The following is a 23,412-nucleotide window of genomic DNA, read 5'->3' as shown; positions in this document are numbered from 1 at the left end:
GCCGGCCGCGATCTCCCCAGCGGTGACGCGCACCCGGGGGCGACGGCCGGAGGTGGACACCCTGTGATCCGGAAACGGACAAGCGTCCTCGTCGTCGCGGTGTCGGCCGCCGTCGCGGCGCTGCTGGCCACCCTGGTCGTACCCGCCCGCCCGCACCTCGGCCCGCAGACAACGGGTGATCCGGCGCTGGCAGGAGCGGTACGGCACGCGGCACTGCCGTCGGCCGGCCACGTCGGACTGGCCGTGGCTCGCATCGAGAACGGCTCCGTCAGGACCGCGGGACTGGGCACCGACCGCCTGCGAGACGGGAAGCCCGTGACCTCGCGCACCCTGTTCGAGTTCGGGTCGGTCATCAAGACCATGACCGCCATGATCCTCGCCGACATGGTGGACAGGGGTGAGGTCCGCCCGCGGACCACCCTCGCCGAGGTCGTTCCGGCCCTGCGCGGCACCGCGGTGGCGGCGACATCGCTGGAGGAGTTGGCCGGCCACCGCTCCGGCGTTCCGCGCCTTCCTGCCTCGTTCGGCATCTCGTCGGTGATAGCCGGCGAGACCGGCGGCAACCCCTACCGCGGGCAGAGCACCGCCCGCGTGGTCGGCGACGCCGCGCGCACGGTCCCCGTGGGCAGGGGCGAGATCGCCTACTCCAACCACGGCTTCGCCCTCCTCGGCCATGCGCTCGCCGCGCGGGCGGGAACCACCTACGAAGCGTTGCTGCGCGAGCGTCTCCTCGATCCGCTGGGCATGCGGGACACGGTCCTGATCAGCGACAGCGCGCGCCTGCCCGAGCAGCGGGCGCACGGCTACCTCACCTCCGGCCTGGAGGCGGACCCCTGGCCCAGCGAGGGGTACGCGCCCACCGGCGCGGGCGGCTGGAGCACGGCCGAGGACCTGGCCCGCTACCTGGCGGCCACCATCGCGGGCGACGCGCCGGGGGCGTCCGCGACCGAGCCGCGTTGGAAGATCGCCGACGATGACTTCATCGGCTACGGCTGGCGCACCACCGGCGCCATCACCTGGCACGACGGCAGCACGGGCGGCTTCTCCAGCTACGTCGGCCTCGACCGGCGCAGCGGGCGCGGCGTGGTCGTCCTGGGCAACTCCTCCGCCTCGGTGGCCTACATCGGTGAGGCACTGCTCGGCGTCCGGACGCCGGCCCACGCCGACCCGCTCACCGGCGGGCTTCCGCTGATCGCCATCACGGTTCTGGGCCTGCTCGCCGTCGCCCGCACCGCGGAGGTGGCCGTTCGTCGCGGGAAGCGCCCCATGCTGCCGCTCCCCGACCGGCTCAAGCTGATCTCGATGACCTGGCGCGGGCTGGTGCTGCTCGCGATCACCTGGATGCTGGGCGCCTGGGCCGTCGTGTGGCCGGGGCTGTGGGTCCTGGCGGCGGTGTCGCTCGCCGCCGGAGCGGCCGTGGGGCTGGTGAGGGCGCCGCGGCTGCCCCTGGCCAGGACACCGCGACTGCGCTGGGTGACCACGGCGGCCTCGCTGCTGCTGTGGGCCTGCGCCGCCTCGGCCGTACTCGTGGCGTGGACGGCACGCTAGCGTCGGTCAGGAGGGCAGGGCATCGGCGGTGGGCACCACCACGCCGAACAGGTCACCGATCGTGGTCAGGGCGGCGGCGTGCAGGGTGGCGGCGGACAGCGGCGCGCCGCCCGGACCGGAAAGCGGGCGGGTGGCGCAGGCGTCGGCGACGACGGTGGGACGGTAGCCCAGGTTGAACGCTCCCTGCGCGGTGAAGGTGACGCACATGTGAGTCATGAAGCCCGCCAGGATCAGGTCGGGTCCGGCGTTCAGGTCGGTCAGGACCTGGTGCAGGCCGGTCTGGTGGAAGGCGTCAGGGAACGTCTTGACCACCACCGGTTCGCCCTCGCGCGGCGCGATCTGTGGGCTGATGGCGCCGATCTCGGCCCGGATGTCGTAGGGAGTGCCGGGACCGCCGTCGTTGACGACGTGGACGACGCGGGATCCGGCGGCGCGGGCGCGCTCCAGCAGGCGGACGCCGGCGGCAAGAGCCCGATCGGCGGCGGGCAGGGCCATGACGCCGGTGGTGTAGGTGTTCTGGTAGTCGATCAGGACGAGGGTCGCGTCGGCCAGGCGCACCGGGTCGGTGGGCAGGCCGACGACCTGACGGAGGGTGGGGGAGACGGTGGTGCTCATGGCGGGGTTTCCTTTCGGGGTTCGGGCAGGCTCACGCCGCCGTCGGGCGCGCGGTGAACGGGTGAACGGGTGAACGGGGGTCAGGCCACCGTGTGGAAACGGCGGCGGTAGGAGCCGGGGCCGGTGCCCAGGCGGCGCCGGAAGGCGCGGTGCAGGGTCTCCACCGAGCCGAGGCCGCTGTGGGCCGCGACCTGCGGCAACGGCAGGTCGGTGGTCTCCAGCAGCCGTCGCGCCACCTCCACGCGGGCGGACTCGATGTAGGCGGCGGGGGTGGTGCCGGTCTTCTGCCGGAACACGCGGGTGAACTGGCGTTGGCTCAGCCCCATCCGTGCCGCCAGTTCCGTCGTGGTGAGCTCCTCGGCGAGGTGCTCGCCGATCCACAGGCGCAGGTCGTCGATGTCGCGGCGGCCGGAGGCGGCGTGGGCCATGGGCACGCTGAACTGGCTTTGACCGCCCTGGCGTTTGAGGTACATGACCAGTTCGCGAGCCACCGCCAGAGCCGTCTCCTCGCCATGGTCCTCAGCCACCAGCGCGAGGGTCAGGTCCAGGCAGGCGCTGATGCCCGCGCCCGTCCACACCCGGCCGCTGGACCGTACGAAGATCGGATCGGGGTCGACGGTGACGTCCGGGTGGTCGGCGGCCAGTTGCGCGGCGGTGGACCAGTGGGTGGTGGCGGTCAGGCCGTCCAGCAGCCCCGCCGCGGCCAGGACGTGCGCGCCGACGCACACCGAGGCCACGCGGCGGGTGGAGGGAGCGATCCGCCGCACCCATGCCACCACCTCGGCGTCCGTCAGGGCGCGCGGCCCGTCAGGGGTGACGTCCACGGCGCCCGGGACCAGCAGGGTGTCCACCTCGTCGCCGACCTCGTCGAACCTCAGGTCCGCGACCAGTCGCACCCCGGCGGCCGTGGTGACCTGGCCGCCCTGGGGCCCGGCGAGCCGCACGTCGTACAGGGCGCGGCCACCGATCCGGTTGGCCAGGGCGAACACCTCGGCCGGGCCGGTGACGTCGAGCAGGTCGACGTTCGGGAAGAGCGCGATGACGACGCGGTGCGCGGTGGACATGAGCAGATTGTTACCGGCCCCTCCGAGTGGCCGCAACGACAGTTATCTGTCACATACGGACATCGCCGCAGCTCGCCGCTCGGGTCCGGCTCAGCAGCGGGAAACGGCCGGGGAACGGGGTCGCTACCTGTCTGGGCGATGCCGATGATCGGCCGATGCGCAGGCCGCCTGGGGAGATGGCATCAGGTACTCCTCACCGGCCTGACCGGGCCCCCGCCGGGCTGACCTCCTGGGGGCGGGCGGGCCCGTCCGATCCGGCCGGGTATTCGAGAAGCGGGACCAGGTCCCTGGACCAGGCCGACATGACAGGTGCGAGGACCCGCCAGGACTCCTCGGCCTCGTCGCCGCGGATGGACAGGGCGGCGTTGCCGTGCAGGACGTCCAGCAGCAGCCGGCCGTAGGCGGGCAGATCGGGGGCCTCCAGCTGTGCGGTGAGGGTGAGCGGGGCAAGGGCATGGCCGCCGGGGCCGACGCCGGTCAGCGCGAGGGTCATGCTCTCCGGCTCCAGCCCGAAGCGCAGCACGTTGGGCGCGTGCTCGCTGTCGCCGAAGGGCAGGTGTGGTGCGGGCCGGAACCGTACCGCGACCTCTTTGCGGTCCTGTTCGAGCGCCTTGCCGGTGCGGAGCCGGAAGACCGTGCCGGACCAGCGCCAGCTTTCGAGTTCCAGCTCCACCTCGGCGAAGGTCTCGGTACCTCGCCGTGGGTCCACGCCCTCTTCCTCGGCGTAGGGCGGAACGTCACGGTCGCCGACGCGGCCGGCCAGGTAACGGGCGCGGCGGGTACGGTGCACGACGTCGTCGTCCGTGAGACGGCGTACCGAGCGCAGCACGTCGATCTTCCGGTCGCGCAGGTCACGCTCGCCGAGGCTGAGCGGTGGTTCCATGGCCACCAGGCACAGCACCTGGAGCAGGTGGTTCTGCAGCATGTCCTTCAGCGCCCCTGCGCCGTCGTAGTAGCCCGCCCTGCCTTCCAGTGTCAGGGTCTCGTCCCAGACGATCTCCACCTCGGAGATGTGCGCGCTGTTCCAGATGGGCTCCAGCACGCGGTTGGCCAGCCGGCTGCCGAGCACGTTCTGGACGGTCGTCATGGCCAGGAAGTGGTCGACACGGAACACCGCCTGCTCCGGCACGACCTCCGACAGCAGCCGATTCAGCGCCACAGCGCTGTCCAGATCTTCGCCGAACGGCTTCTCCAGCACGATCCGGCTGCCCGGTGTCAGGCCCGCGCCGCGCAGAGCCGCCACCGTGCCAGGGAAGATCGCTGGGGGGAGGGCGAGGTAGACGGCCACGGGACCGTCGCCGGCGATGGCCGCAGCGACGTCGGTGACGTCGGTGGCGTCGGCCCGCAGGTAGCGGGCGGACTCCGCGATCGCCTTCCTGGCGTCGGCGGGGGAGGAGAGGTCGTGCCGGCCGAGCTGGTCGGCCGCCCAGCGCCGGAACCCCTCGTCGGTCCAGTCCGCCCGGTCCACGCAGGTCAGCTGGAAGCCGTCGTCCAGGTGCCCGGCTGTCCGCAGGGCAGCCAGCGCCGGGAGCAGGTAGCGCGCGTTGAGGTCGCCGGTGGCGCCGAAGATGACGAGCCTGTTGATCACGTCATCATCCCTTCCTTCGCTCGTGCGAGGCGGACGCCGGCGGCGATGACGCCGATGTGGCTGAACGCCTGGGGGAAGTTCCCCATGAAGGTGCCCGTCGACGGGTCGATCTGCTCCGGCAGCAGCCCGAGCGGGCCCGCCCGTGCGCACAGTGACGCGTAGAGTTCCTCGGCCTGTTCGACGCGGCCTTGCAGGACGAGGTTCTCGACCAGCCAGAAGCTGCACAGCACGAAGGCGCCCTCGTCGCCGGGCAGCCCGTCGGGCGAGTTGTCGTGCAGGTAGCGGTAGAGCAGTCCGTCGCCGGCGGACAGACGCTCGGCGATGGCCGCGGTGGTGGCCGCCATCCGCGGGTGGTCGGCCGGGATGACCCTTCGCAGCGGGAGCGCGAGCAGGCTCGCGTCCAGCCCGCCGCTGCCGTCGAGGTGTTCGCCCAGGGACCGCACGTCCTCGTTCCAGGACTGGTCCAGGATGAGCTGACGCAGCTTGCCGGCCGTGGCGCGCCACGTCGTGACCTGGCCGGGCAGGCCGAGCCGCTCGCCGATCGACGCGGCCCGGTCCAGGGCCACCTGGCACATCCCGGCCGAGTAGGTGAAGACGCGGCCCGCGCTGCGTACCTCCCAGATGCCCTGGTCCGGCTGCCGCCACGCACTCACGGCGGCGTCGGCCAGCTCCGCCAGGCCGGTCCACAGCGCGGGCTGGATCTCACCCCCGGAGCGCAGCCACTGGTCGGCGCAGTCCAGCACCTCGCCGTAAACGTCGTGCTGGCGTTGATCAGCCGCGCCGTTACCCCATCGCACCGGAGCGGAACGCCGGTAGCCTTCCAGGTCGGCGTCCTGGATCTCCTCAGGTACGGGATCGCCGCAGAGGCTGTACATGATCCGCGGCCGGCGGCTCTGTTCGAAGGCGTCGAGGACCCAGCCGAGGAAGGCGTCGGCCTCGCCGTCGAAGCCGATGCGGCGCAGCGCGAACACGGCGAAGGCGGCATCCCGGATCCAGGTGTAGCGGTAGTCCCAGTTGCGTACGCCACCGATCGGCGCGGGCAACGAGGACGTGGGGGCGGCGACCAGCGAGCCGTTGACCCAGTCGTCGCACAGCTTGAGCGTGATCGCGGCGCGGCGGACCAGCGGCTCCTCCGGCCCGCTGTAGCGGCAGTTCCTCATCCACCGGCGCCACGCCTCGGCGGTCTCTCGCAGCATCGCCTCGGGGTCGAAGCGGTGGTGGCGGTGAATACGACCCCAGGACAGCACGAGATCAAGGCGATCGCCCTGTTCCAGGTCGTGGACGGTGTGCAGGCCGGTCAGGGGACGGTTGGAACGCAGATGCAGGCGCAGGTCCGGCCGCCGGGACGCCTGTACCTCCAGGCCGCTGCCCAGAAGCCGGGTCTGTGCGCCACCGCGGGGCCACAGCTCCGCCGACACGCGGACGGTCCCGTCCAGGACCTGGACGGAACGGACGAGCTCAGCCCGGCTCGCGCCCGCGTCGTCGCTGAGATCCGCGCCGGCACGCAGCGCCAGCGCGTCGGTGATCCGCACCGAACCGCTCGGGCCACGCAACTCGGTCACCAGCACCGCGGTGTCAGGTTCGTAGCGCTGCCGGGCCTCCCGCAGATCCTCCACCGTCAGCGTGAAGTGCCCACCTCGTGCGTGATCGAGCAGGCCGCACAGTAGGGGTTCGCTGTCGAAGCGGGGCAGGCAGAGCCACCGGATCGAGCCGTCCAGGCCGACCAGCGCCGTGGTCGTGCCGTCCCCGATGAGGCCGAGATCCTCCAGCGGCAGGTAGCCCTCCCGCCGGCGGATCGGGCGGAACGATGGATCGGGATCGAGCATGCCAGGTTCCTCTTTCGTCGTACGACGCGCCGTCGGAGGGCACCGCTGCTTGCGAGGGCGAAACGCCGCCCGGTCGCGGTCCTAGAAGGTGATCAGCACCTTCACGACATCCTCGAGTTTCTTGTCCGATACCTCGAAGGCCCGCTCCATCTCCTCGAAATCAAACGAATGGGTCGTCATGTGGGTTGGGTCGAGCCGTTTCGTCTGGAGGATTCGCAGCAGTCGCTCCATGCGCAGCCGGCCGCCTGGGCACAAGCCCGTCGTGATCGTCTTTTCGGCCATGCCGACTCCCCATTCGACACGGGGGATGCGCACGAATTCGCCTTCACCGTAATAGCCGGTGTTGGACACCGTCCCGCCGGGCTTGGTGACTTTGATCGCGGTCTGGAAGGTCGCGTCCGCGCCGAGGGCCTCGATGGCGGTGTCCACGCCCTGGCCCTGCGTCAGTTCGAGGATCCGCTCGACGACATCCTCTTGGGTGAAGTCCACGACTGCGTCCGCGCCGTAGGTTTGCGCGAGCTTCTTGCGGCGGGGGACCGATTCGACCCCGATGACGAGGCCGGCGCCGCAGAGCCTGGCTCCCGCGGTCGCCATGAGCCCGACCGGGCCCTGAGCGAGAACGGCCACCGTCCCGCCCAGCGGCAGATGGCCGTTCTCGACGCCCATGAATCCGGTCGAGAGCATGTCGGCGCAGTAGACCGCCATCTCGTCGGAAACCTCTCCGGGTATCTTCGCCATGTTGGCGTCGGCCTCGTTGACGTGGAAATACTCGGCGAAGACCCCGTCCTTGGAGTTGGCGAACTTGAACCCGCCGAGCGGTCCGCCGGACTGTGACGGATGCCCGTTCTGAGCGGCGAGATCGCCCCAGTCAGGGGTGATGGCGCCGACCAGGACACGATCGCCGGGCCGGAAGGTCCGCACCTCCTCTCCGACCTCGTGCACCACGCCGACCGCCTCGTGGCCGAGCGTCAGGTTCTCGCGGGGCCCGATGCCGCCCTTGACCGTGTGGGAATCCGACGTGCAGATCAGGGCGGTGGTCGTCCGTACGACGGCGTCCAGCGGGCCGGGCCGCGGTATGGGCTTGTCCATGAAGCCGACGCGTCCGATCTCCTTCATCACGAACGCCTTCATGGTTCCCCCGGTTCGTCCTGTCATGATCACTCCCCGAACGCCGCCGGCATCGTCCTGACACCCCGGCGACATGGCTGATATCTGGCCTTCCCCTGCCAGGGGGGCGGAAGCGGGGCTCCAGCAAGGACTAGTCCTTATGTGGACAAAAGACCCATGACGGACGGATCGCGCAAGGGTGCCCACGATCTCGCGGCGTACGGCCCCTGATCGGTGCCGCCGACCCTCCTTAAGTCGCTGATTTCCGGACTTTGGTCGCCGATCGGGGCATGCGCCGGACAACGCGCCTCGGCTGGCGGTATCTACAGATGACGTGAAAGCCGGTAAAGACCCAGAGGCCACCGTCGTCGCCGATTCCGCCCTGATCGTGATGCTGGTCTGCGTCGCCGGTGGCGCCGTCCTCGGCTGGGTGGTGAAGCTGCTCGCGCGATGGCTGGTGTCCCTGCCCTGGGCGCCGTTCCAGGGCCCGGCCAAGCTGCTCAACTCGTTCCCGGAACCGGGGCTCACCGTCGGCGTCGTCGCCGTGGGCGCCCTGGCGGGCCTGCTGCTGGGCCTCACCGCCCTGCACGAATCCCTGACGGTCACCGTCTCCGACACCCAGGTGACGCTCTCCACCAGGGACGAGACCCAGGTGGTCGAGCGGGGTGACATCGCCCTGGCGTTCAAGGACGGCAAGCAACTCGTCCTGCTCGGCCACCACGGCGGGGAGGCCGCGAGGGAAGAGACCGACCTGAGCGCGAAACGCCTGTCCAGGGCCTTCACCAAGCACGGGTACGGCTGGGCGGACGCGGACCCGCACGACGACGCCTACCGGCTCTGGGTGCCCGGCGCCTCCGGCCTCCCCGACGGGGCGAACGCCGTCCTCGCCGCCCGGGCCAAGGCGCTGAAGGCGGACAAGGGCGGCGACGCCCGGGAGCTGCGCAAGGAACTGGCCAGATTCGGCGTCGTCGTGAGAGACAGGGACAAACGACAGTATTGGCGCATGTGATCTCCGACCGGTGGGCGGCACCCGGGCTGCGAAACTCCTAGGGCGCCGGCGCGGTCGTGCGGGTGCCGGGGGTGCCGGGGGTGCCAGCGGTGCCGGGGGCGGGGGTGCCGGAGGTGCCGGGGGTGCGGGATGCCGGGTGTGAGGGTGCCGGGGGTGTCGTGGGCAGGCGCCGGATTCAGCGGTCGATTGCGGAAAGAACCTTTCCGCAGTGCCGTCTAGCTTGGGCTTCATGACGCACGACGTGACCGACATCCGGCCCTTCCGCATCGAGATCCCGCAGGGCGACCTGGACGACCTGCGCGACCGGCTGGCCCGCACCCGCTGGCCCAGCCGCCTGCCGGGCGCCGAGTGGAGCCGCGGGGTGCCCGTGCCGTACCTCAAGGACCTGGTGGAGTACTGGGCGGGGGAATACGACTGGCGCGCCCAGGAAGCGAAGCTGAACCGGTTCCCGCAGTTCACCACCGAGATCGACGGGCAGACCGTTCACTTCTTCCACGTCCGGTCCGCCGACCCTGACGCGCTCCCGCTGATCATCACGCACAGCTGGCCGAACTCGATCGCCGAGTTCACGAACCTGCTCGGCCCGCTGTCGGAGACCTTCCACGTGGTGGCCCCCTCGCTGCCCGGGTTCGGGTTCTCCCCCTTCCCCGAGCCCGCGGACGAGCGGCCCTGGAGCATCGAGCGGGTCGCCCGCACGTGGGCGGAGCTGATGAGCAGGCTGGGCTACGAGCGCTACGGCGTCCACGGCAACGACGCGGGCGCGCTGGTCTCGCCGCAGCTCGGCGCGCTGGCCCCGGAGCGGGTGGTCGGGGTGCACATCACCGGCGGCGTCGGCATGCCGACCGGCGACCCGGCCGAACTCGAGGGGCTGTCGGAGGAGGAGCGGGCCAGCGTGGAATGGCTGGCCGGCATGCTGAGCGGCGCGGTAGGCAGCGGCTACGCGCCGTACCTGGCCGCGCGGCCGCAGACGCTCAGCTTCGGCTGGGCGGACTCGCCGGTCGCCCAGCTGGCCTACCTGGTGGAGAGGTTCAAGGAGTTCGACGGCTGGCCCGACGGGGCGGCGCCCCGGGAGCCCGTCGACCGCGACCTGGTGCTCACCAATGCGAGCCTGTACTGGCTGACGGGCACCGGCGGGTCGTCGTCGTGGACCTACTACGAGGGCGCGGCGGGCATGCCGATCGACCAGAACGTGGTGCCGACGGGCGTCTCCCACGGCGGCCCGTCGGCCTTCCGCCGGATCGCCGAGCGCGGGAACGACATCGTGCACTGGGGGGACCACGAGCACCCCAGTCACATGCTGGCGATGGCGGCCCCCGATCCGCTGGTGGCCGACATCCGGACGTTCTTCGCGGGCCTCGACGGGCACGTGGCCTAGCCCGGCCGTACGGTCGGCCGCCCTCGGGGCGCCCATTGACGCAACCAGTCGATTGCTATAGTGTCGCAACTGTTCGGTTGCTACTTATGGGAGGGTCTCATGGGTTTTCCTGATCGCATCGAGCGGACCCTGGAGGTCGCTCACCCGCCGAGCAAGGTCTGGGCGGCGCTCACCACGGCCGAGGGTCTCGGCTCCTGGTTCGGAGACGAGGCGACGATCGACCTGAGTCCGGGCGGGCCGGCCCAGCTGAGGTGGGCCGGCGGAGCCACGGTCGACCTGCGCGTGGAACGGGTGGAGGAGCCGACGGTCTTCGGCTTCACCTGGCACATCCACGGGCTGCCCGAGGACGATCCGCGCCGTACCTATGTCGAGTTCACGCTCGAACCGGTCGGCGCGGGCACGCGGCTGACGGTGGTCGAGACCGGTTTCGCCCAGCTGCCCGAGGACGCCTACCGCAAGGCGTACGACTCCAACACCCACGGGTGGGCGAGCGAGCTGGGTGAGCTTGTCGAATACCTCGATGCCGCCTGACGTCGAGGCGGTCGCCGAACAGGTCTTCATCGCCCTGGCCGACCCGAGCCGGCGCGCCATCCTGGCCGCGCTGGCCTCAGGAGGGCCGGCCACGGCCACGGACCTGGCCGATCGGCTGCCGATCACGCGGCAGGCGATCGCCAAGCACCTGGCCCTGCTGGCCGAGGTGGGTCTGGTCACGGCCGAGCCAGGGGAGCGGCGCCGGGTGCGCTACCGGCTTCGCTCCGCGCCGATGCAGGTGGCCCAGCAGTTCCTGGCCGCGCTGGCGCGCGACTGGGACAGCCCGCTGGAGGCGTTGAAGGACCACCTCGACCGGGACGCCGGCGGGCCCGCCACAGCCCCATCCCGCGAAAGGGGACAGCAGACCTGATCATGGGCTCCGGGTGACGGAGGCCGTTCCGGGGGAAGGTTTCCCTGGCTCGGCTTCTCCATCGACAGCGGCCCGCAGGGCTTGATCACCACCGGCGCGGGCGGCCCGAGAGCCGCGACCGCCCGCGCCTGCCCGCCGAAGAGGCGGCGGCCCGTCAGGGGCGGTGAAAGCGGCTCGCGTGCTCGGCCCGTGAGAGTGGGCCCGAACCAGAAGGAGGAGAGCACGATGAAGACCCCACCGATCGTCACGCCGCAGGAGTGGGAGGCAGCGCGACAGCAGCTGCTCGTGAAGGAGAAGGAGATGACCCGCGCCCGGGACGCGCTGGCCGCGGAGCGGCGGCGGATGCCGTGGCTGGCGGTGGAGAAGGAGTACACCTTCGAAGGGTCCGGGGGCAGGGCGAGCCTGCTCGACCTGTTCGGGGGCCGTCGCCAGCTGATCGTCTACCGCGCCTTCTTCGAGCCCGGCGTGTTCGGCTGGCCCGACCACGCCTGCCGCGGCTGCTCCCTGGTGGCCGACCAGGTCGCCCACCTCGCGCACCTGAACGCCCGCGACACCACGCTCGTCTTCGCCTCGCGCGCGCCGCAGCAGGACATCGAGCGGGTGAAGGCGCGGATGGGCTGGACGATGCCCTGGTACACCATGACCGACGCGTTCGACGCCGACTTCGGGGTGGACGAATGGCATGGCACGAACGCGTTCATCCGCGACGGCGACGGCGTGTTCCGTACCTACTTCATCAACAACCGCGGGGACGAGGCGCTGGGCAGCACCTGGAGCTACCTCGACATGACCGCGCTCGGGCGGCAGGAGGAGTGGGAGGACTCACCCGAGGGCTACCCGCAGAGCCGGCCGTACGAGTGGTGGAACTGGCACGACGCGTACGACGACGCCGGGCCGGCGCAGGGATGGCTGGACAAGATCGCCGCGGCCACCGGCACCGGCGACGACGGCAAGGACAACCCCGGTTCCACCGGCCCTGGCTCCACCGACCCCGGTTCCACCGGCTCCCGGCCGCGGCCCAGCGTCGCGAAGGGCGAGGGCACGACGGGATCCAGCGGGTCGGCGGGGTGCTGCTGTCCGGGATGAGCGGCCAGGGCCGGGCGGCGACTCCCCGATGTCGTCGACCGCTCCGGCGCCGTGGCCGACGACGAAGAGGCCGTGTCGGCGCAGGGGCTACGCCCGGCCGCGCGTCGACCGCCGGCGTGAAGCGACATAACGGTGCGGCCGCCGAAGCCCGCCTTCCGCGACACCTGTGACGACCTGTTACGTTACGTCTCCTGTGACCGGGTCGGCGGAGGGCTGCCCATGAGGAGACAACACGCGCGCATCCCGTTACCGGACGGCAGTTCGCTGGCCGCGACGGTGGCACTGCCGGAGGGACCGGCACCGGCGGCCGGATGGCCGGGGGCGGTGGTCGTGCACGAGGCCTACGGCGTCGAACCGGACATGCTGGATGTCGTGGACCTGTTCGCCGCCCATGGGTACGCGGCCGTCCTGCCGGATCTGTACAGCCACGGGAGCAGGATCGGGTGCCTGACCCGGGCCATGCACCAGCTCGCGACCGGCAGGCCGGGCCGTCCGGCCGCCGACATCGACGCGACCCGGCAATGGCTGGCCGGCCACGACGGCGTCGACGGCGACCGGCTCGGTGTGATCGGGTTCTGCATGGGCGGCGGGTTCGCCCTCGCGTACGCGGCGAGCGCGCCGCCCGGTGTGCGTGCCGTGTCGGTGAACTACGGCGTGGTTCCCCGCGACCAGGAACAGCTGCGGTCGGTGTGTCCGGTCGTGGGCTCCTACGGTGGCCGTGACCTGGGCTTCCGGTCGCAGGGCGCGCGGCTGCAGGAGCACATGCGGGCGCTCGGCATCGAGCACGACGTCGAGATCTACCCGAGCGCCGGTCACTCGTTCATGACCGACGGCCATCACCCGGTGGCGAAACTGGCGGCCTTCCCGCTGCGTCACGGCCTCGTCCGCCCGGCGGCCGACGACGCGTGGCAGCGCACCTTCGCCTTCTTCGACACCTACGTCGCCGACCACCGGTAGGACCGGCCGGCCGTACCGAGCGGACAGGCCGGTCCCGCCCGCTCGGTCCTGACGAAGCCGGGTCCTAGCCTCTGACCTGGACCTCGGCCAGGGACAGCGGGTTGGACGGCGAGGCGAGCTGGATCCTGACGTACCTGCCTCTGGTGCCCTCGGGCAGCTTGATCTTGCTCGGCGACCCGGCCTGGGCGCTGACGTGCACGGCGGTCACGCCGGGCGCGGTGCGGGCCTGGTCCAGGTCGTCGGTGGTGAACGGCTGGTCGGAGGCCATCACCCAGAAGTCCTTCAGCCGGTCGGCGCAGCAGTCGAGCCGGTTCCAGATGTCCACGCTGTCGAGCGCGGCCGAGGCGCCGAGATCGACCTGCCACCAGGCCTGCTTCTCCGGCTCGGCGGTGTGCGTCGTCGTTCCGGCGCCCCAGTTGCCGTCGGTGTCGCCGTCGACGGCCCGGGAGGCCGGGGCGTCGTAGCCGGTGCTCTTCTGCGTGGCCGGTTTGCCGAGCGAGAGGTTGGGCCGGTTGACCGTCAGGGGCAGGGTGGTGGTGGTCTCCAAGCGTCCGGTGCGCTGGCGCAGCTCAAGCGGGTACTCCCCGGGAGGGGTTCCCGCCGGGGCACTCACGCTGATCGGCACGGTCACGCTTTCGCCGGGGCCGAGCGGGCGCACGCCGGTCGCCCCGAGCGTGGCCGTCCAGCCCCGCGGCGCGGTGAGGGAGAGCGCGGTGGCAGGGGCGTGCCGCTTGCCGGGGTTGGTGACCGTGAGCTCACCGGTGATCGTCTGATCGGCGGCGATCTCCTTGGCCAGGCTGGAGGAAGTGCGCAGCAGGCTGCGCACGCCCGGCGTCTCGATCTTGAAGACGTAGGCGTGCTTCCCGGTCTGCTCCGGCGTGTCCACCACGACGCGGCCCCGCTCGTCGCGGCTCCACGACAGGGGCGCGCCGGAGCCGAGCATGGTGATGCGGGTGCTGTGGTTCACCGGCAGGTCGGCGCCCAGTGTGAGCTGCTCGCCCGGCCAGGTCAGCGCCGTGGCGTACAGGGTGCCGTCCTTCACCGTGTAGCGGACGTCGTCGGGGCCGCCCTTCTCCTCGGCCCGGTTCCAGTACGTGGTGCCGTAGATCGCCTCGCCGTTGGCCTTGAGCCAGGCCCCGATGTCCAGCAGCCGCTGCCGCTGGATCTCGGGGATCGTGCCGTCGGCCTTCGGGCCGATGTCGAGCAGCAGGTTGCCGTTCTTGCTGACGATGTCCACGAGCGAGTCCACGAGCTGGTCGGAGGTCAGGTGATCCTCCTCCGGCTCGTTCTGGTTGTAGCCGTAGGAGTGCGCGATGCCGCGGCTGGACTCCCACTTGACCGGGTCGATGTCCGGTTTGACGGTGTACTCAGGGGTCTGGAAGTCCAGCTCGGGGCTGTCGAGGTTGCCGCTCTGGATCTTGCACCGGTTGGCGACCGCGACTTCCTTGCCGCTCTTGACCGCCTTGTTGTAGTAGTCGGCCAGTACCCCCGCGGTGTTCCAGTAGGAGGCCGGCTTCTCCCACTGGCCGTCGCACCAGATGATGTCGGGGTCGTAGCCGTCGATGAGCTCGCGCATCTGCGGGAGCATGTAGTCCTTGACGTAGTCGACCCCGCTCGGCGCTCCGGTGTAGGGAATCGCCGCGCCCGTGTAGGGGTTGGTCGCCGGCCGTCCGGTGTAGGCGGGGTTGTACCACTCGTAGAGCGAGTAGTAGAAGCCGGCCTTCAGCTTGGCCTCGTCCTTGCGCGCCGCGTCGAACAGCTCCTTGGCCAGATCGCGGCCCGGCCCGAGGTCGACGCTGTCACGCCCGCTGACCTTGCTGTCCCACAGGGCCATGCCCTCGTGGTGCTTGGAGGTGAGGACGAAGTACTTGGCGCCGGCGTCCTTGAACAGCTTGATCCAGTCGGCCGCGTCGAACTTCTCCGCCTTCCACTGCCGCAGGAAGGTGTCGTAGTCGAAGTCCTGGCCGTAGGTGGCCTTGTGGTGGGCGTTCGTCGCGCTCCCGCGCGCGTTCATGTAGTTCCAGTACCACTCGGCGTAGCTGCCGCGCGGTCCCCACGCGGGCACCGAGTAGGCGCCCCAGTGGATGAAGATGCCGAACTTGTCGTCATTGAACCATCGGGGCACCGGGTGGCTGTTCAGTGACTCCACCGTGGGCTCGTACGCGGGCGGCGTGTCAGCGGCGACCGGCTGCGTGACGCACATAGGTCCGATGAGAAGGAGGCTGATGGCAGGAGCTAAGCGGAGTTTTCGCCTCATGTGGGGGGCTCCAGACGTTGATTGATCGGATGAAAAGTAACCTCCGTGTTATCGCCTTCACAAGGGGGTCAGGTCAAAACGAGAGTCGTCCCACGACGGGAGGCCCCGGTGCATGACGGCGAGCCCTGGCGGTCATTGCTCGCGCCACGCGGGCGCCGCGAGCGGGCCGACCGCCCTCACCTCACCGAGAGCTCCGGCGGCCAACGCCGTCTTCCCCGTGGCCACGCAGGGTGACGACGACGCGCGGGCACCCGAGGCGGCGCCGGTTCAGGACGATCACACAGCGTGCCGTACGCGAGGTCATGCCCGCGACCGGTCGGTTGCGGGCGCGGGTGCGGGCGGGCGTCTACTCCCTGCGTTCCAGGACCTCGCGCCTTGCAGGCGAGCGGGTCGTGCTCAGCGGCGGGCGCAGGCTCGCCCCGGGACGGATCAGCCGTCAGGGCGCCACCCTGGTCGCCGACATCGGCAAGGGCCTCGCCCTCGACGAACTCTTCCTGGACGTCAAGCGGCCGGCGCCGGCTTGGTTACCGAACGCCCAAAGTCGCGGTGCGGTCGCTTGGGCGCCGGAGCCGGTTACCGCCCTGGTGGTGAATGCGGTCGGGCTGATGGTCCTGCCGGAGGTGATGAGTTCGGGCGGTCTGCGGAGGGTGTCGCCCACCGCGGCGGGACGTCATTTCGCGGTTGCATGAGTGCATCGCCGGGTCGCTTGACGATGATCGCCAGGGCGTATCCGATCGGTTGATCTGCGGCCCAGGCGATGAGGGCATGGAGGTCTCACGCGCCAGGTGAGCTTTCCAGGGGGCTCCCTGGTGCTGAGCAGCCGTCGCAGGACCGTGGTAGACGCCCTGCGTGCACAGGCCCAAGATCGTGCTGACATCCGCCAGACCCCCGCCTTCAACGCTCTCTAGCCATAGGGTCCGGGATCGCCGCAGGTCAGAGGCTTCATTGCTACCGGGACCCCAAGAGGCCTGCCTGTATCCGGCCGTCCGCGATCTTTGCCCGACGGCGACCAGTCCCCCGCCGGCGGCCAGTTCATGACCACCAGCGGGGACACGCACCCGCCTTCGACAAGGATGAAAAGGGTTTGCTCACGAAAAACCTTTGGATCGACTCCACCTAAGGCTTTTTTTCCAGGCTTCGTTGACAAACATGACAACGTCACCGTCACTCGATATGGAGTACTTCTCCCAGCCGTCGAAGCCTTCGGTAAGGTGCGTATCCCACTTTTCGAGTGTGCTCGCGCCGACTATGGCAACGGACTCCTGCGGGGGTTCGCCGTCAAAACAATAGGTTCCCCAGTTGGCAACAGCCGCAACCGTTCCCGCCTTGGCCTCCAATTCGATGCCCTGACACGGGTGTTCCTTCGTTCGATAAAGCAAGACGGGCCTGGTCCATCCGCCATCTGTTGGATCGAAGTGTTGCTCCATGAGACCCTTGTCGGCGGCATAAAACATCGCCACCCGCCGACCGTCGGCGAGCTCTGTCTGTGCGTTATAAGAGCTGGCATCTGTGTCGCTCCAGTCGCTCTTCTGCAATTCGAAGGAGTAGGCCGAGCGCTTCGCGCGAGGCGCGGTGATCGTGGGCTGAGGAGACATGCCTCCAGTCCTGGCGCCCGGGGACGTAGGGGAGCCGCTTGCGACGACGAGGTCCCGCTGTCCGCAGCCCGCCGCGACAGCGATTACCGCGGCAACGCTCAAGGGGGCCATGCCTCTCATGAATTCATGCATTCCATCTCCATGCCCGCTGTGAGGCCACGCCTGTCTTGGACAACGGTTCGACAAGGCCATAAACCTACCGTCATTGGGCGCATAACATCATGCCCAAGCATGAGGGAACGGATGCCGCCGCCCTGGCCCTCCTGGCGCGAGTGTTGGCTCCGACCGCCGCTCGCCGCCTCTTCCAGTGGTACCTGTCACCCCCACGAGGCAGGATTCATATCCCAGGTTGCCTCTTGGGTGAGTAACGGCATCGCCGGGCTGTTCACCGCGGAGCCGCAGGGCGAGGTGCGTCCCGGCGGGCAGCAGGTCAACCTGCCCGGTAGCCGAGCGTCCGCTTCCACCGCGGCGGCGAAACAGCCGCCGCCGGGCAAGCGCGTCAGGGACCCTCACCGGGATGGTCAACGCCTGGTATGCCACCGTCGATGCGCCGATGCACGGCTACGACCGGAGAGGCCGTCGAACCAACATCGGCGACTACAACGACCGCGGTGCCGTCACGAACGCGCTCGCTTCGCTGGGCTGTTGCCGATTCTCCACGAACTGGCCGGCAGATGGCCTGCCCTTGCCTGTCAAATGGTTGACCATGCCGGATTCCATTCATACCGTCCGATTCATGACCTCTGCTGCCGATGGCCAGCGCGAGGCGATCCTGCAGATTGCGACCCGCATGTTCGCGGCTCTCGGATATGACGGGACTTCCCTTCAGCAGATAGCGGAGGCCGCCGGATTCGACGTCGCCAAGGTGACCTCCCTGTTGGGGAGCAAGCGGGACCTCTACCTGACCATCATGGAACGTGCCCACGAGGCTGATCGCGCTGCGATCGAGGCGGTCATGGCCCGATTCACTCCGCTGTCCCCCGCCGACGCCCCCAAGATGATCCATGCGCTGGCCGACAGCTATCTGGACTTCTGCCAAGCCAACCCGCAGATCCCCGCACTCTGGGCGCACCGCAGCCTCTTCGACGCCCAGGACGTCACCGACCTCGAGCGTCGCTACGTCTGGCCGCTGCACGCCCAGATCCACAAGAGCATCCAGCCCGCCCTCGAGGCAGGACACATCGACGACGCTCCCGACTTCAGATACGTCCTCTGGACGATGATCTGGTGCGTCGAAGGCTTCTGCTGCGGAGACGTACTCGACGACGAGGGCAACCGCCTCGGCCCCGATGATCGGAAAGCCTCCGTCGACTTCCGCAGGTACCTCCACCTCCTGCTCGACCGTCTGCTCATCCCGCCGCAGAAGACCCCCTGACGCAGGCCGAAGCTGGAGACCATTCAAGGACGCGGTCCACTGCGGGGCATGATGAGCCGATGCGACGTCCGGTTCAGCAAGCAAGCCGATCGGCGCGTGCCGGGGGGCGAGCCTCTCCAAGACGATGACGGCGTACACCGTGCTCAAGCAGGTATGCCAGCCGACATGGTCGAGGTCACCCCGCGAGGACGTCCGGTACGCGGCGCAGGGCCGAGCCTCGATCGCGAACCTGCGCTCGGGAGACCGCTCCACAGGCGAGGACCTGCCGTACGCGATGCTGCTGGCCTCCAGCGCGGCTGCCGACCACGCGCTGGCCCGCACATACGGCTCCGGGATCGGCGGGTTCGCGGCGAAGGTGAACGTCATCGTGGGGTGTCATCGCAGTCCGTGAACCGCTTGGTGCTTTCTGGCCGGACCGGCGTGTCAGGCGAGCCGGAGGCCGGCCGGTCGGGTCATCGACGCGATCAGGGCCTGGACGAGGCGCGTGATCAGCGCCTCCACGAGCATGAAGGCGGCCTTGGCAAGCAGGGACGCCAAGAAATCAGACACTTGCTACCTCACATGGAGAAAGACACTGTTATAGGCATATTTCGCTATAAATTTCCGTGTTCGGGTGTCGTTCGGATGACGGTCAGGTGAACTGTCCAGAACGTTTCCGCCCCAGGCTTTCGATCACGGTGGCCAGCAGCACCGCGAGCGCCGCGCAGCCGAGCCCGATGCCCCAGCCGAGCGGCCCGACCGGCCGGTTCCCGAAGAACTGGCTGAGGCCGGGGACTGAGACGATCACACCCAGCGCCGCCAGCGACGACACCGAGGCCAGCACCACCACCCGGTCCCTGCTGCCCAGCGCCAGCGTCTGCAGCAACTGGGCGCCGACCAGGGCCACCAGCCCGACCGTGTCCGCGCGGCCACGGGTGCCGGTCATGCGGGCGAGGATCCAGGCCGCGGTCGCCGCCGCGGCCGTGGTGGCCGCGCGCAGGTAGATGTCCCGCGTCAGCGCGGCGCCCAGCGACGCCTCGGGCCCCTCCGCCAGCAGCGCCTCCGGACTGGCGGCGCCGGGCGGCCGGACGGCCACCGCCATCGCCGGCAGCATGTCGGTGAGCAGGTTGACCAGCAGCAACTGGCGGGCGTTCAGCGCGCTGCGCCTGGTGAGCAGGCTCGAGCCGAGCGTGAAAGCGATCTCTCCGATGTTGCCGCCGAGCAGGATGCCCAGCGCGTCGCGGACGGAGCCCCACATGGCCCTGCCCTCGACGATCGCGTCGATGATCGTCTCGATCCGGTCGTCGATCACGACGATGTCGGCGGCGGCCCTGGCGGCGGGAGTCGCACGGGGTCCGAGGGCGACACCGACGTCGGCGAGCCGGATGGCCGGCACGTCGTTGGCGCCGTCGCCGGTGACGGCCACCACCCTTCCCGTCCGGCGCAGGCTGGTCACGATCCGCGCCTTGTGCTCGGGGGTGACCCGGGCGAAGACCGCCACGTCCGGCAGCGCCGCGCCCAGGGCCGCGTCGTCCAGGCCGTCGAGCTCGGGGCCGGTCAGGACGCGCCCGCCGTTCAGGGCGTTGATCTCGGCGGCGATCGCCTCGGCCGTGCTGGGATGGTCACCGGTGATCATGACCACGCGGACGCCCGCCCGCATCAGTCCTTCCACGCTGCGCTTGGCCGTCGGCCGCACGGGGTCGGCCAGACCGAGGAAACCCAGGAAGGAAAGGCGTTCGATGCGGGACTCGTCGAGGTCGGCGCGGCTGGAGGCCGGCCGTTCGGCGACCGCGAGCACGCGGTAGCCCTGCAGCGCGAGCCGGTCCACCTCCTTCTCCAGCGCCCGCCTGGCCGCCGGGTCCAACGGGACCCGCCGGCCCCCGCGGACCAGGTCGGCACAGCGGGTGAGCACGACCTCGGGAGCGCCTTTGACGCTCAGCAGATGACCGGACTCCGACAGGCCGAGGACCGCGTGGTAGCCGCGCCCCGGTTCGAAGGGCAGTTCGTCGACCCGCTCCCAGCGCACCAGCCCGTTCCGCGCGGTGACCCCCAGCCGGGCGGCCCCCTCGACCACGGCCCGGTCCGTGGGATGGGGAATGGCCCGCCCGCCGCCGAACCGCGGTCCCGCGCGCAGCGCCGCGGCGACGATCTCCCGCAGCGCCGGCGTCGCCGCCTCCAGCGCCTCCTCGGACCACCCGTTCGACACCCTGCGCAGGCTGATGTGCCCCTCGGTCAGGGTTCCCGTCTTGTCGAAGCAGAGCACGTCGACCCGGCCCAGCGCCTCGATCGTCGACGGGTTGCGGACGAGCGTGTTGCGCGCCGACAGCCGCTTGGCCGAGGCGAGCTCGGCCACGGTGGCGACGAACGGCAGCCCCTCGGGGACCGCGGCCACCATCATGCTCACCGCGGGCGCCACCGCCTGCGCCAGGCGCGAGCCGCGGACCATCTCGACGACCATCAGGACCACCCCGGAGCCGACCGCGGCGGGCAGGATCCTGCTGCTCAGCTCGCGAAGCCGCAGCTCCACCCCGCTGTCCGGCGGCCGCTCGCGGGCCAGCCTGGCGGTCCTGCCCGCCTCGGTCGCCTCGCCGGTGGCCACGACCACGGCGAGGCCATGGCCGGCCGCGACGGTCGTCCCCTGGTACACCATCGAGGCGCGGTCCGCGACGGCGCGCGCCGCGGTCGGCGCCGCCGTCTTGGCGACGAGCTGCGATTCGCCGGTGAGGACCGACTCGTCCAGCTCGAGGCCGGTCTCCTGGATGAGCCTGCAGTCGGCGGGTACGGCGTCGCCGGCCCGCAGCTCGATCACGTCCCCCGGCACCAGGTCGTCGGCGACGCCCGTCATGCCGCCGCCGGGCCGGCGCAGCCGTACCCGCACGGCGGTGGCCTCGGTGAGGCGGCGCAGCGCCCGGTCGGCGCCCTGCCGCTGGGCGCCGCCGATGAGCGCGTCGACGACCATCACGCCGCCGATGAGCACGCTGTCCAGCGCCGAGCCGACGACGGCCGACAGGCCGGCGCCCGCGGCCAGGACCGGAGTCAGCGGGTTGGCCAGCTCGTGCAGCGACGCACCCACCAGGGACGTCGGGCCGGCCGCCTGCCGTCGCGGCGCCTTCCGGCGGCGCCGGGCCGCCTCCGCCTCGGTCAGGCCGCCGGGCGAGGTGCGCAGCCGGGCCAGCACGTCGCGCACCGCCATGGCGTGCCAGGGCGTGTGGTCGGCCTGGATCGGCGGCAGCCGGCGCTCCATGTGACGTCCCGCCCACTCCCCGACGACCAGCGCGGCCAGGGAGGTACAGTCGCGCACCAGGTGGGCCTGCCGGACGGCGACCGGCTGCGGCACCAGGAACGCCAGTCCCGCCCCCGCGACGGCTCCCGCGGCGGCCACCCGCACGCTTCGCGTGCTCGCCTTCCTGGCGTACGGCAGGCACTGGAGCAGCAGGTGCACCCCGTCGAGCTCGCCGATCACGTCCGCGTCCCAGGGGACCCGCCGCTGCCGTCCGAGCACCCCGATGCCCAGGTCGGCCTGGCTCAGGCCGCGGCGCGCGCGCTGGGACACCACGGCCACGGCGTGCCCCTCGAGCTGGAGCGCGCGGACCGAGGCGGCCAGCCGGGACCCGCCGGCGACGGTCCGCTCCACGCCGAGCCGGCGGGCGAAGCCCGTGTCCCCGCCGGCCAGGATCACCTCGCAGACGCCGTCCGGCGCCGCGACCACGGCTTCGGCTAGCGGGTGCAACTCCCGGGCCAGCCCGACCAGGGCCCGCGGGACCTCACGCTCGGCCACCACGACGGCCCGGATCCCCTGCTCGCGCCACTCGGCCAGGCGGGCGGGCCCGACGGCCGCCGCGACCGGCCCCTCCGCCTCCTCGTACGGCACGGCGGTCCACCCGTCGTGCTCGCACCTGGCCGCGGGATCGGTCAGGTCGAGCAGGGTGTAGAGCCTGGCGTGCAGGTCGTCCGTGTCCACGTCCTGGGCGAGCGGGACGACGCTGTCGACCGTCCAGGCGCCGGAGGCGAGCACGTCGGCGTCCAGGACGACCGTGTCGATGCGATCCATGCGGTGCAGCGCGTGGCGATCCAGCACGATCGTGTCGCGTCCCGCCAGGGCACGCAGGGCGGCGCTGGTGAAGGCGTCCCTGCCGAGGCGCGCGGCCTTGGGCGCCCCGGTGATGAGCACGGACAGTCCCCGCTGGTGGTCCTGGCTGATGGCCGTGGTCACGCTGTGCGCCACCACCGAGGCCGCGCTGGCCGCGTCGGCGTAGCGCTCGACGGGCCCGCGGGGGAGCGGAACAGGGCGGGCGGTCGCCGCTGTCCTGAGATGGCGGTAGGCGCCCTGCTCGGCGGCGAACCCCTCCTCGCGCAGCGCCCAGGCCCGAAGCCCGGCCCGCGCGTCGACGTAGCGGCCCGCCGCGGCGACGGCGTCGACCAGCAGCGACAGGGGCCGCCCGGCCAGCGTCTGGGAGACGACCCTGGTCGCGGTCAGCACCGTGTCGACGGCGTGCTTGCCGAGGCGCTGCTCCAGCTCGTGGCGGATCCGCGGGGTGTCCTCGGCCAGCGCCAGGAAGGGCGGCACCGCCGCGTGCAGCCTCGGCAGGCGCGCGGCCTGGCCGGCCAGCGCCACTCCGGCTCCGACGAGGTGCAGGCCGAGGCTGACCGCGGCGCGGGCCTGCTGTTCGACGCCGTCGAGCACGCGGGTGGCCGCCGGCCCCTCCTCCGCGCTGTCGTCAGCGCTCTCGTCCGCGCTGCCGTCCGCGCTGCCGTCCGCCGTCTTGTCCGCGGTCGTGCCGGGGGTCCGCCCGTCCGTGTCGAGCTCTTCCACCAGCGCCAGGAGCTTGTCCATGTCGACCGTGGTGATGTCGCACCCGACGAACACGCAGCCGAGCGCCCCGTTCACCTCGGCGCGCCCGGCGCCCGCCGCGCGCAGCCGCTCCTCGAGGGCGCGCGCGAACCGCTCGCTTCCCGGCCCGCCGACGCGCCGCAACTCGATGCGGACCCCGCCCGCGCACGGCTGTACCCGGCGAGGTCGTGGAATGAAGCCGCGCACCGGTTCGGGGACCAGGTCGAGCAGCGTGTCAACCGAGGGCAGGCCGAGCCATGCCATACACCCTCCCGGCAACGGTTCGTCGAGCCGCGAGA

General features: G+C 71.1%; 18 protein-coding genes. 10 read left to right on the top strand and 8 right to left on the bottom strand.

All coding sequences use genetic code 11. The features are described 5' to 3' along the window. Positions 1-63 precede the first annotated feature (63 nt). Positions 64-1,548, top strand: coding sequence for a serine hydrolase domain-containing protein (locus tag ACWDLG_RS06090; protein ID WP_449916501.1), 1,485 nt, complete (start codon positions 64-66; stop codon positions 1,546-1,548). A 6-nt stretch (positions 1,549-1,554) separates the two neighbouring features. Here ACWDLG_RS06090 and ACWDLG_RS06085 read toward each other — a convergent pair whose 3' ends face one another. The 5 genes from ACWDLG_RS06085 to ACWDLG_RS06065 all read right to left on the bottom strand — a co-directional run bounded on the left by ACWDLG_RS06085 (position 1,555) and on the right by ACWDLG_RS06065 (position 7,772). Beyond that, entirely contained in the window at positions 1,555-2,163 is a 609-nt protein-coding gene (locus ACWDLG_RS06085) for a cysteine hydrolase family protein (RefSeq protein WP_449916499.1), read from the bottom strand. 80 nt (positions 2,164-2,243) lie between these two features. Further along, a complete protein-coding gene (locus tag ACWDLG_RS06080; protein ID WP_449916496.1) occupies positions 2,244-3,227 on the bottom strand; it encodes a GlxA family transcriptional regulator in 984 nt (327 codons plus the stop codon). 193 nt (positions 3,228-3,420) lie between these two features. Beyond that, a complete protein-coding gene (locus ACWDLG_RS06075; RefSeq protein ID WP_449916494.1) occupies positions 3,421-4,815 on the bottom strand; it encodes a glucose-6-phosphate dehydrogenase in 1,395 nt (464 codons plus the stop codon). Next, positions 4,812-6,641, bottom strand: coding sequence for a glycoside hydrolase family 15 protein (locus tag ACWDLG_RS06070; protein ID WP_449916491.1), 1,830 nt, complete (start codon positions 6,639-6,641; stop codon positions 4,812-4,814). The genes ACWDLG_RS06075 and ACWDLG_RS06070 overlap by 4 nt, the downstream gene beginning before the upstream one ends. An 81-nt stretch (positions 6,642-6,722) precedes the next feature. After that, on the bottom strand, positions 6,723-7,772 hold the full coding sequence (locus ACWDLG_RS06065) for an NAD(P)-dependent alcohol dehydrogenase (RefSeq protein WP_449916489.1): 1,050 nt from the start codon (positions 7,770-7,772) through the stop codon (positions 6,723-6,725). A gap of 310 nt (positions 7,773-8,082) precedes the next feature. Here ACWDLG_RS06065 and ACWDLG_RS06060 point away from each other — a divergent pair, with 310 nt between their 5' ends. The 6 genes from ACWDLG_RS06060 to ACWDLG_RS06035 all read left to right on the top strand — a co-directional run bounded on the left by ACWDLG_RS06060 (position 8,083) and on the right by ACWDLG_RS06035 (position 13,076). Further along, positions 8,083-8,757 (top strand): YqeB family protein, encoded by a 675-nt coding sequence (locus tag ACWDLG_RS06060; RefSeq protein ID WP_449916487.1) that lies wholly within the window; start codon positions 8,083-8,085, stop codon positions 8,755-8,757. A gap of 229 nt (positions 8,758-8,986) precedes the next feature. Beyond that, positions 8,987-10,132: an epoxide hydrolase family protein gene (locus tag ACWDLG_RS06055; RefSeq protein WP_449916484.1), complete on the top strand. Its 1,146-nt coding sequence runs from the start codon at positions 8,987-8,989 to the stop codon at positions 10,130-10,132. A 99-nt stretch (positions 10,133-10,231) separates the two neighbouring features. Continuing rightward, positions 10,232-10,663, top strand: coding sequence for an SRPBCC domain-containing protein (locus tag ACWDLG_RS06050; RefSeq protein WP_354913142.1), 432 nt, complete (start codon positions 10,232-10,234; stop codon positions 10,661-10,663). Continuing rightward, positions 10,653-11,033 carry an ArsR/SmtB family transcription factor gene (locus tag ACWDLG_RS06045; RefSeq protein WP_449916481.1) on the top strand — a complete coding sequence of 127 codons (381 nt, stop codon included), beginning with the start codon at positions 10,653-10,655 and terminating at the stop codon, positions 11,031-11,033. Before ACWDLG_RS06050 ends, ACWDLG_RS06045 begins: the two co-directional genes overlap by 11 nt. A gap of 225 nt (positions 11,034-11,258) precedes the next feature. Further along, positions 11,259-12,119: a DUF899 domain-containing protein gene (locus ACWDLG_RS06040; RefSeq protein WP_449916479.1), complete on the top strand. Its 861-nt coding sequence runs from the start codon at positions 11,259-11,261 to the stop codon at positions 12,117-12,119. 219 nt (positions 12,120-12,338) lie between these two features. Then, positions 12,339-13,076 (top strand): dienelactone hydrolase family protein, encoded by a 738-nt coding sequence (locus ACWDLG_RS06035; RefSeq protein ID WP_449916477.1) that lies wholly within the window; start codon positions 12,339-12,341, stop codon positions 13,074-13,076. Positions 13,077-13,140: 64 nt separating this feature from the next. On the opposite strand, the gene ACWDLG_RS06030 is transcribed toward ACWDLG_RS06035, so the two are convergent. Continuing rightward, positions 13,141-15,279: an alpha-L-fucosidase gene (locus ACWDLG_RS06030; protein ID WP_449916475.1), complete on the bottom strand. Its 2,139-nt coding sequence runs from the start codon at positions 15,277-15,279 to the stop codon at positions 13,141-13,143. A 356-nt stretch (positions 15,280-15,635) separates the two neighbouring features. On the opposite strand from ACWDLG_RS06030, the gene ACWDLG_RS06025 reads away from it, so the two are divergent. Continuing rightward, positions 15,636-16,022, top strand: coding sequence for a hypothetical protein (locus tag ACWDLG_RS06025; RefSeq protein WP_449916474.1), 387 nt, complete (start codon positions 15,636-15,638; stop codon positions 16,020-16,022). A 399-nt stretch (positions 16,023-16,421) separates the two neighbouring features. Here ACWDLG_RS06025 and ACWDLG_RS06020 read toward each other — a convergent pair whose 3' ends face one another. Then, positions 16,422-17,060, bottom strand: a complete 639-nt coding sequence (locus tag ACWDLG_RS06020; protein ID WP_449916471.1) for a hypothetical protein — start codon at positions 17,058-17,060, stop codon at positions 16,422-16,424. Between the two features lie 385 nt (positions 17,061-17,445). Between ACWDLG_RS06020 and ACWDLG_RS06015 the strand changes: the two genes are divergently transcribed. Together ACWDLG_RS06015 and ACWDLG_RS06010 are read left to right on the top strand one after the other, a co-directional pair. Then, a complete protein-coding gene (locus ACWDLG_RS06015; protein WP_449916469.1) occupies positions 17,446-18,303 on the top strand; it encodes a TetR/AcrR family transcriptional regulator in 858 nt (285 codons plus the stop codon). Between the two features lie 124 nt (positions 18,304-18,427). After that, the gene (locus ACWDLG_RS06010) at positions 18,428-18,694 is read left to right on the top strand and encodes a hypothetical protein (protein ID WP_449916466.1); all 267 of its coding nucleotides are present in this window, start codon (positions 18,428-18,430) and stop codon (positions 18,692-18,694) included. A 240-nt stretch (positions 18,695-18,934) separates the two neighbouring features. Here ACWDLG_RS06010 and ACWDLG_RS06005 read toward each other — a convergent pair whose 3' ends face one another. Continuing rightward, positions 18,935-23,377: an HAD-IC family P-type ATPase gene (locus ACWDLG_RS06005; protein WP_449916464.1), complete on the bottom strand. Its 4,443-nt coding sequence runs from the start codon at positions 23,375-23,377 to the stop codon at positions 18,935-18,937. Between the last annotated feature and the right edge of the window lie 35 nt (positions 23,378-23,412).

The organism is Nonomuraea sp. NPDC003727, assembly GCF_053586935.1.
This window is presented reverse-complemented; position numbering and strand designations above follow the sequence as displayed.

What these genes read in the sequence shown, in the direction of transcription:
- ACWDLG_RS06015 (WP_449916469.1), top strand. Translation starts at nt 17,446, where the DNA reads ATGGTCAACGCCTGGTATGCCACCGTCGATGCGCCGATGCACGGCTAC.
- ACWDLG_RS06080 (WP_449916496.1), bottom strand. Translation starts at nt 3,227, where the DNA reads ATGTCCACCGCGCACCGCGTCGTCATCGCGCTCTTCCCGAACGTCGAC.
- ACWDLG_RS06025 (WP_449916474.1), top strand. Translation starts at nt 15,636, where the DNA reads ATGCCCGCGACCGGTCGGTTGCGGGCGCGGGTGCGGGCGGGCGTCTAC.
- ACWDLG_RS06050 (WP_354913142.1), top strand. Translation starts at nt 10,232, where the DNA reads ATGGGTTTTCCTGATCGCATCGAGCGGACCCTGGAGGTCGCTCACCCG.
- ACWDLG_RS06045 (WP_449916481.1), top strand. Translation starts at nt 10,653, where the DNA reads ATGCCGCCTGACGTCGAGGCGGTCGCCGAACAGGTCTTCATCGCCCTG.
- ACWDLG_RS06030 (WP_449916475.1), bottom strand. Translation starts at nt 15,279, where the DNA reads ATGTGCGTCACGCAGCCGGTCGCCGCTGACACGCCGCCCGCGTACGAG.
- ACWDLG_RS06070 (WP_449916491.1), bottom strand. Translation starts at nt 6,641, where the DNA reads ATGCTCGATCCCGATCCATCGTTCCGCCCGATCCGCCGGCGGGAGGGC.
- ACWDLG_RS06020 (WP_449916471.1), bottom strand. Translation starts at nt 17,060, where the DNA reads ATGCATGAATTCATGAGAGGCATGGCCCCCTTGAGCGTTGCCGCGGTA.
- ACWDLG_RS06065 (WP_449916489.1), bottom strand. Translation starts at nt 7,772, where the DNA reads ATGAAGGCGTTCGTGATGAAGGAGATCGGACGCGTCGGCTTCATGGAC.
- ACWDLG_RS06035 (WP_449916477.1), top strand. Translation starts at nt 12,339, where the DNA reads ATGAGGAGACAACACGCGCGCATCCCGTTACCGGACGGCAGTTCGCTG.
- ACWDLG_RS06040 (WP_449916479.1), top strand. Translation starts at nt 11,259, where the DNA reads ATGAAGACCCCACCGATCGTCACGCCGCAGGAGTGGGAGGCAGCGCGA.
- ACWDLG_RS06085 (WP_449916499.1), bottom strand. Translation starts at nt 2,163, where the DNA reads ATGAGCACCACCGTCTCCCCCACCCTCCGTCAGGTCGTCGGCCTGCCC.
- ACWDLG_RS06005 (WP_449916464.1), bottom strand. Translation starts at nt 23,377, where the DNA reads ATGGCATGGCTCGGCCTGCCCTCGGTTGACACGCTGCTCGACCTGGTC.
- ACWDLG_RS06055 (WP_449916484.1), top strand. Translation starts at nt 8,987, where the DNA reads ATGACGCACGACGTGACCGACATCCGGCCCTTCCGCATCGAGATCCCG.
- ACWDLG_RS06010 (WP_449916466.1), top strand. Translation starts at nt 18,428, where the DNA reads ATGACGGCGTACACCGTGCTCAAGCAGGTATGCCAGCCGACATGGTCG.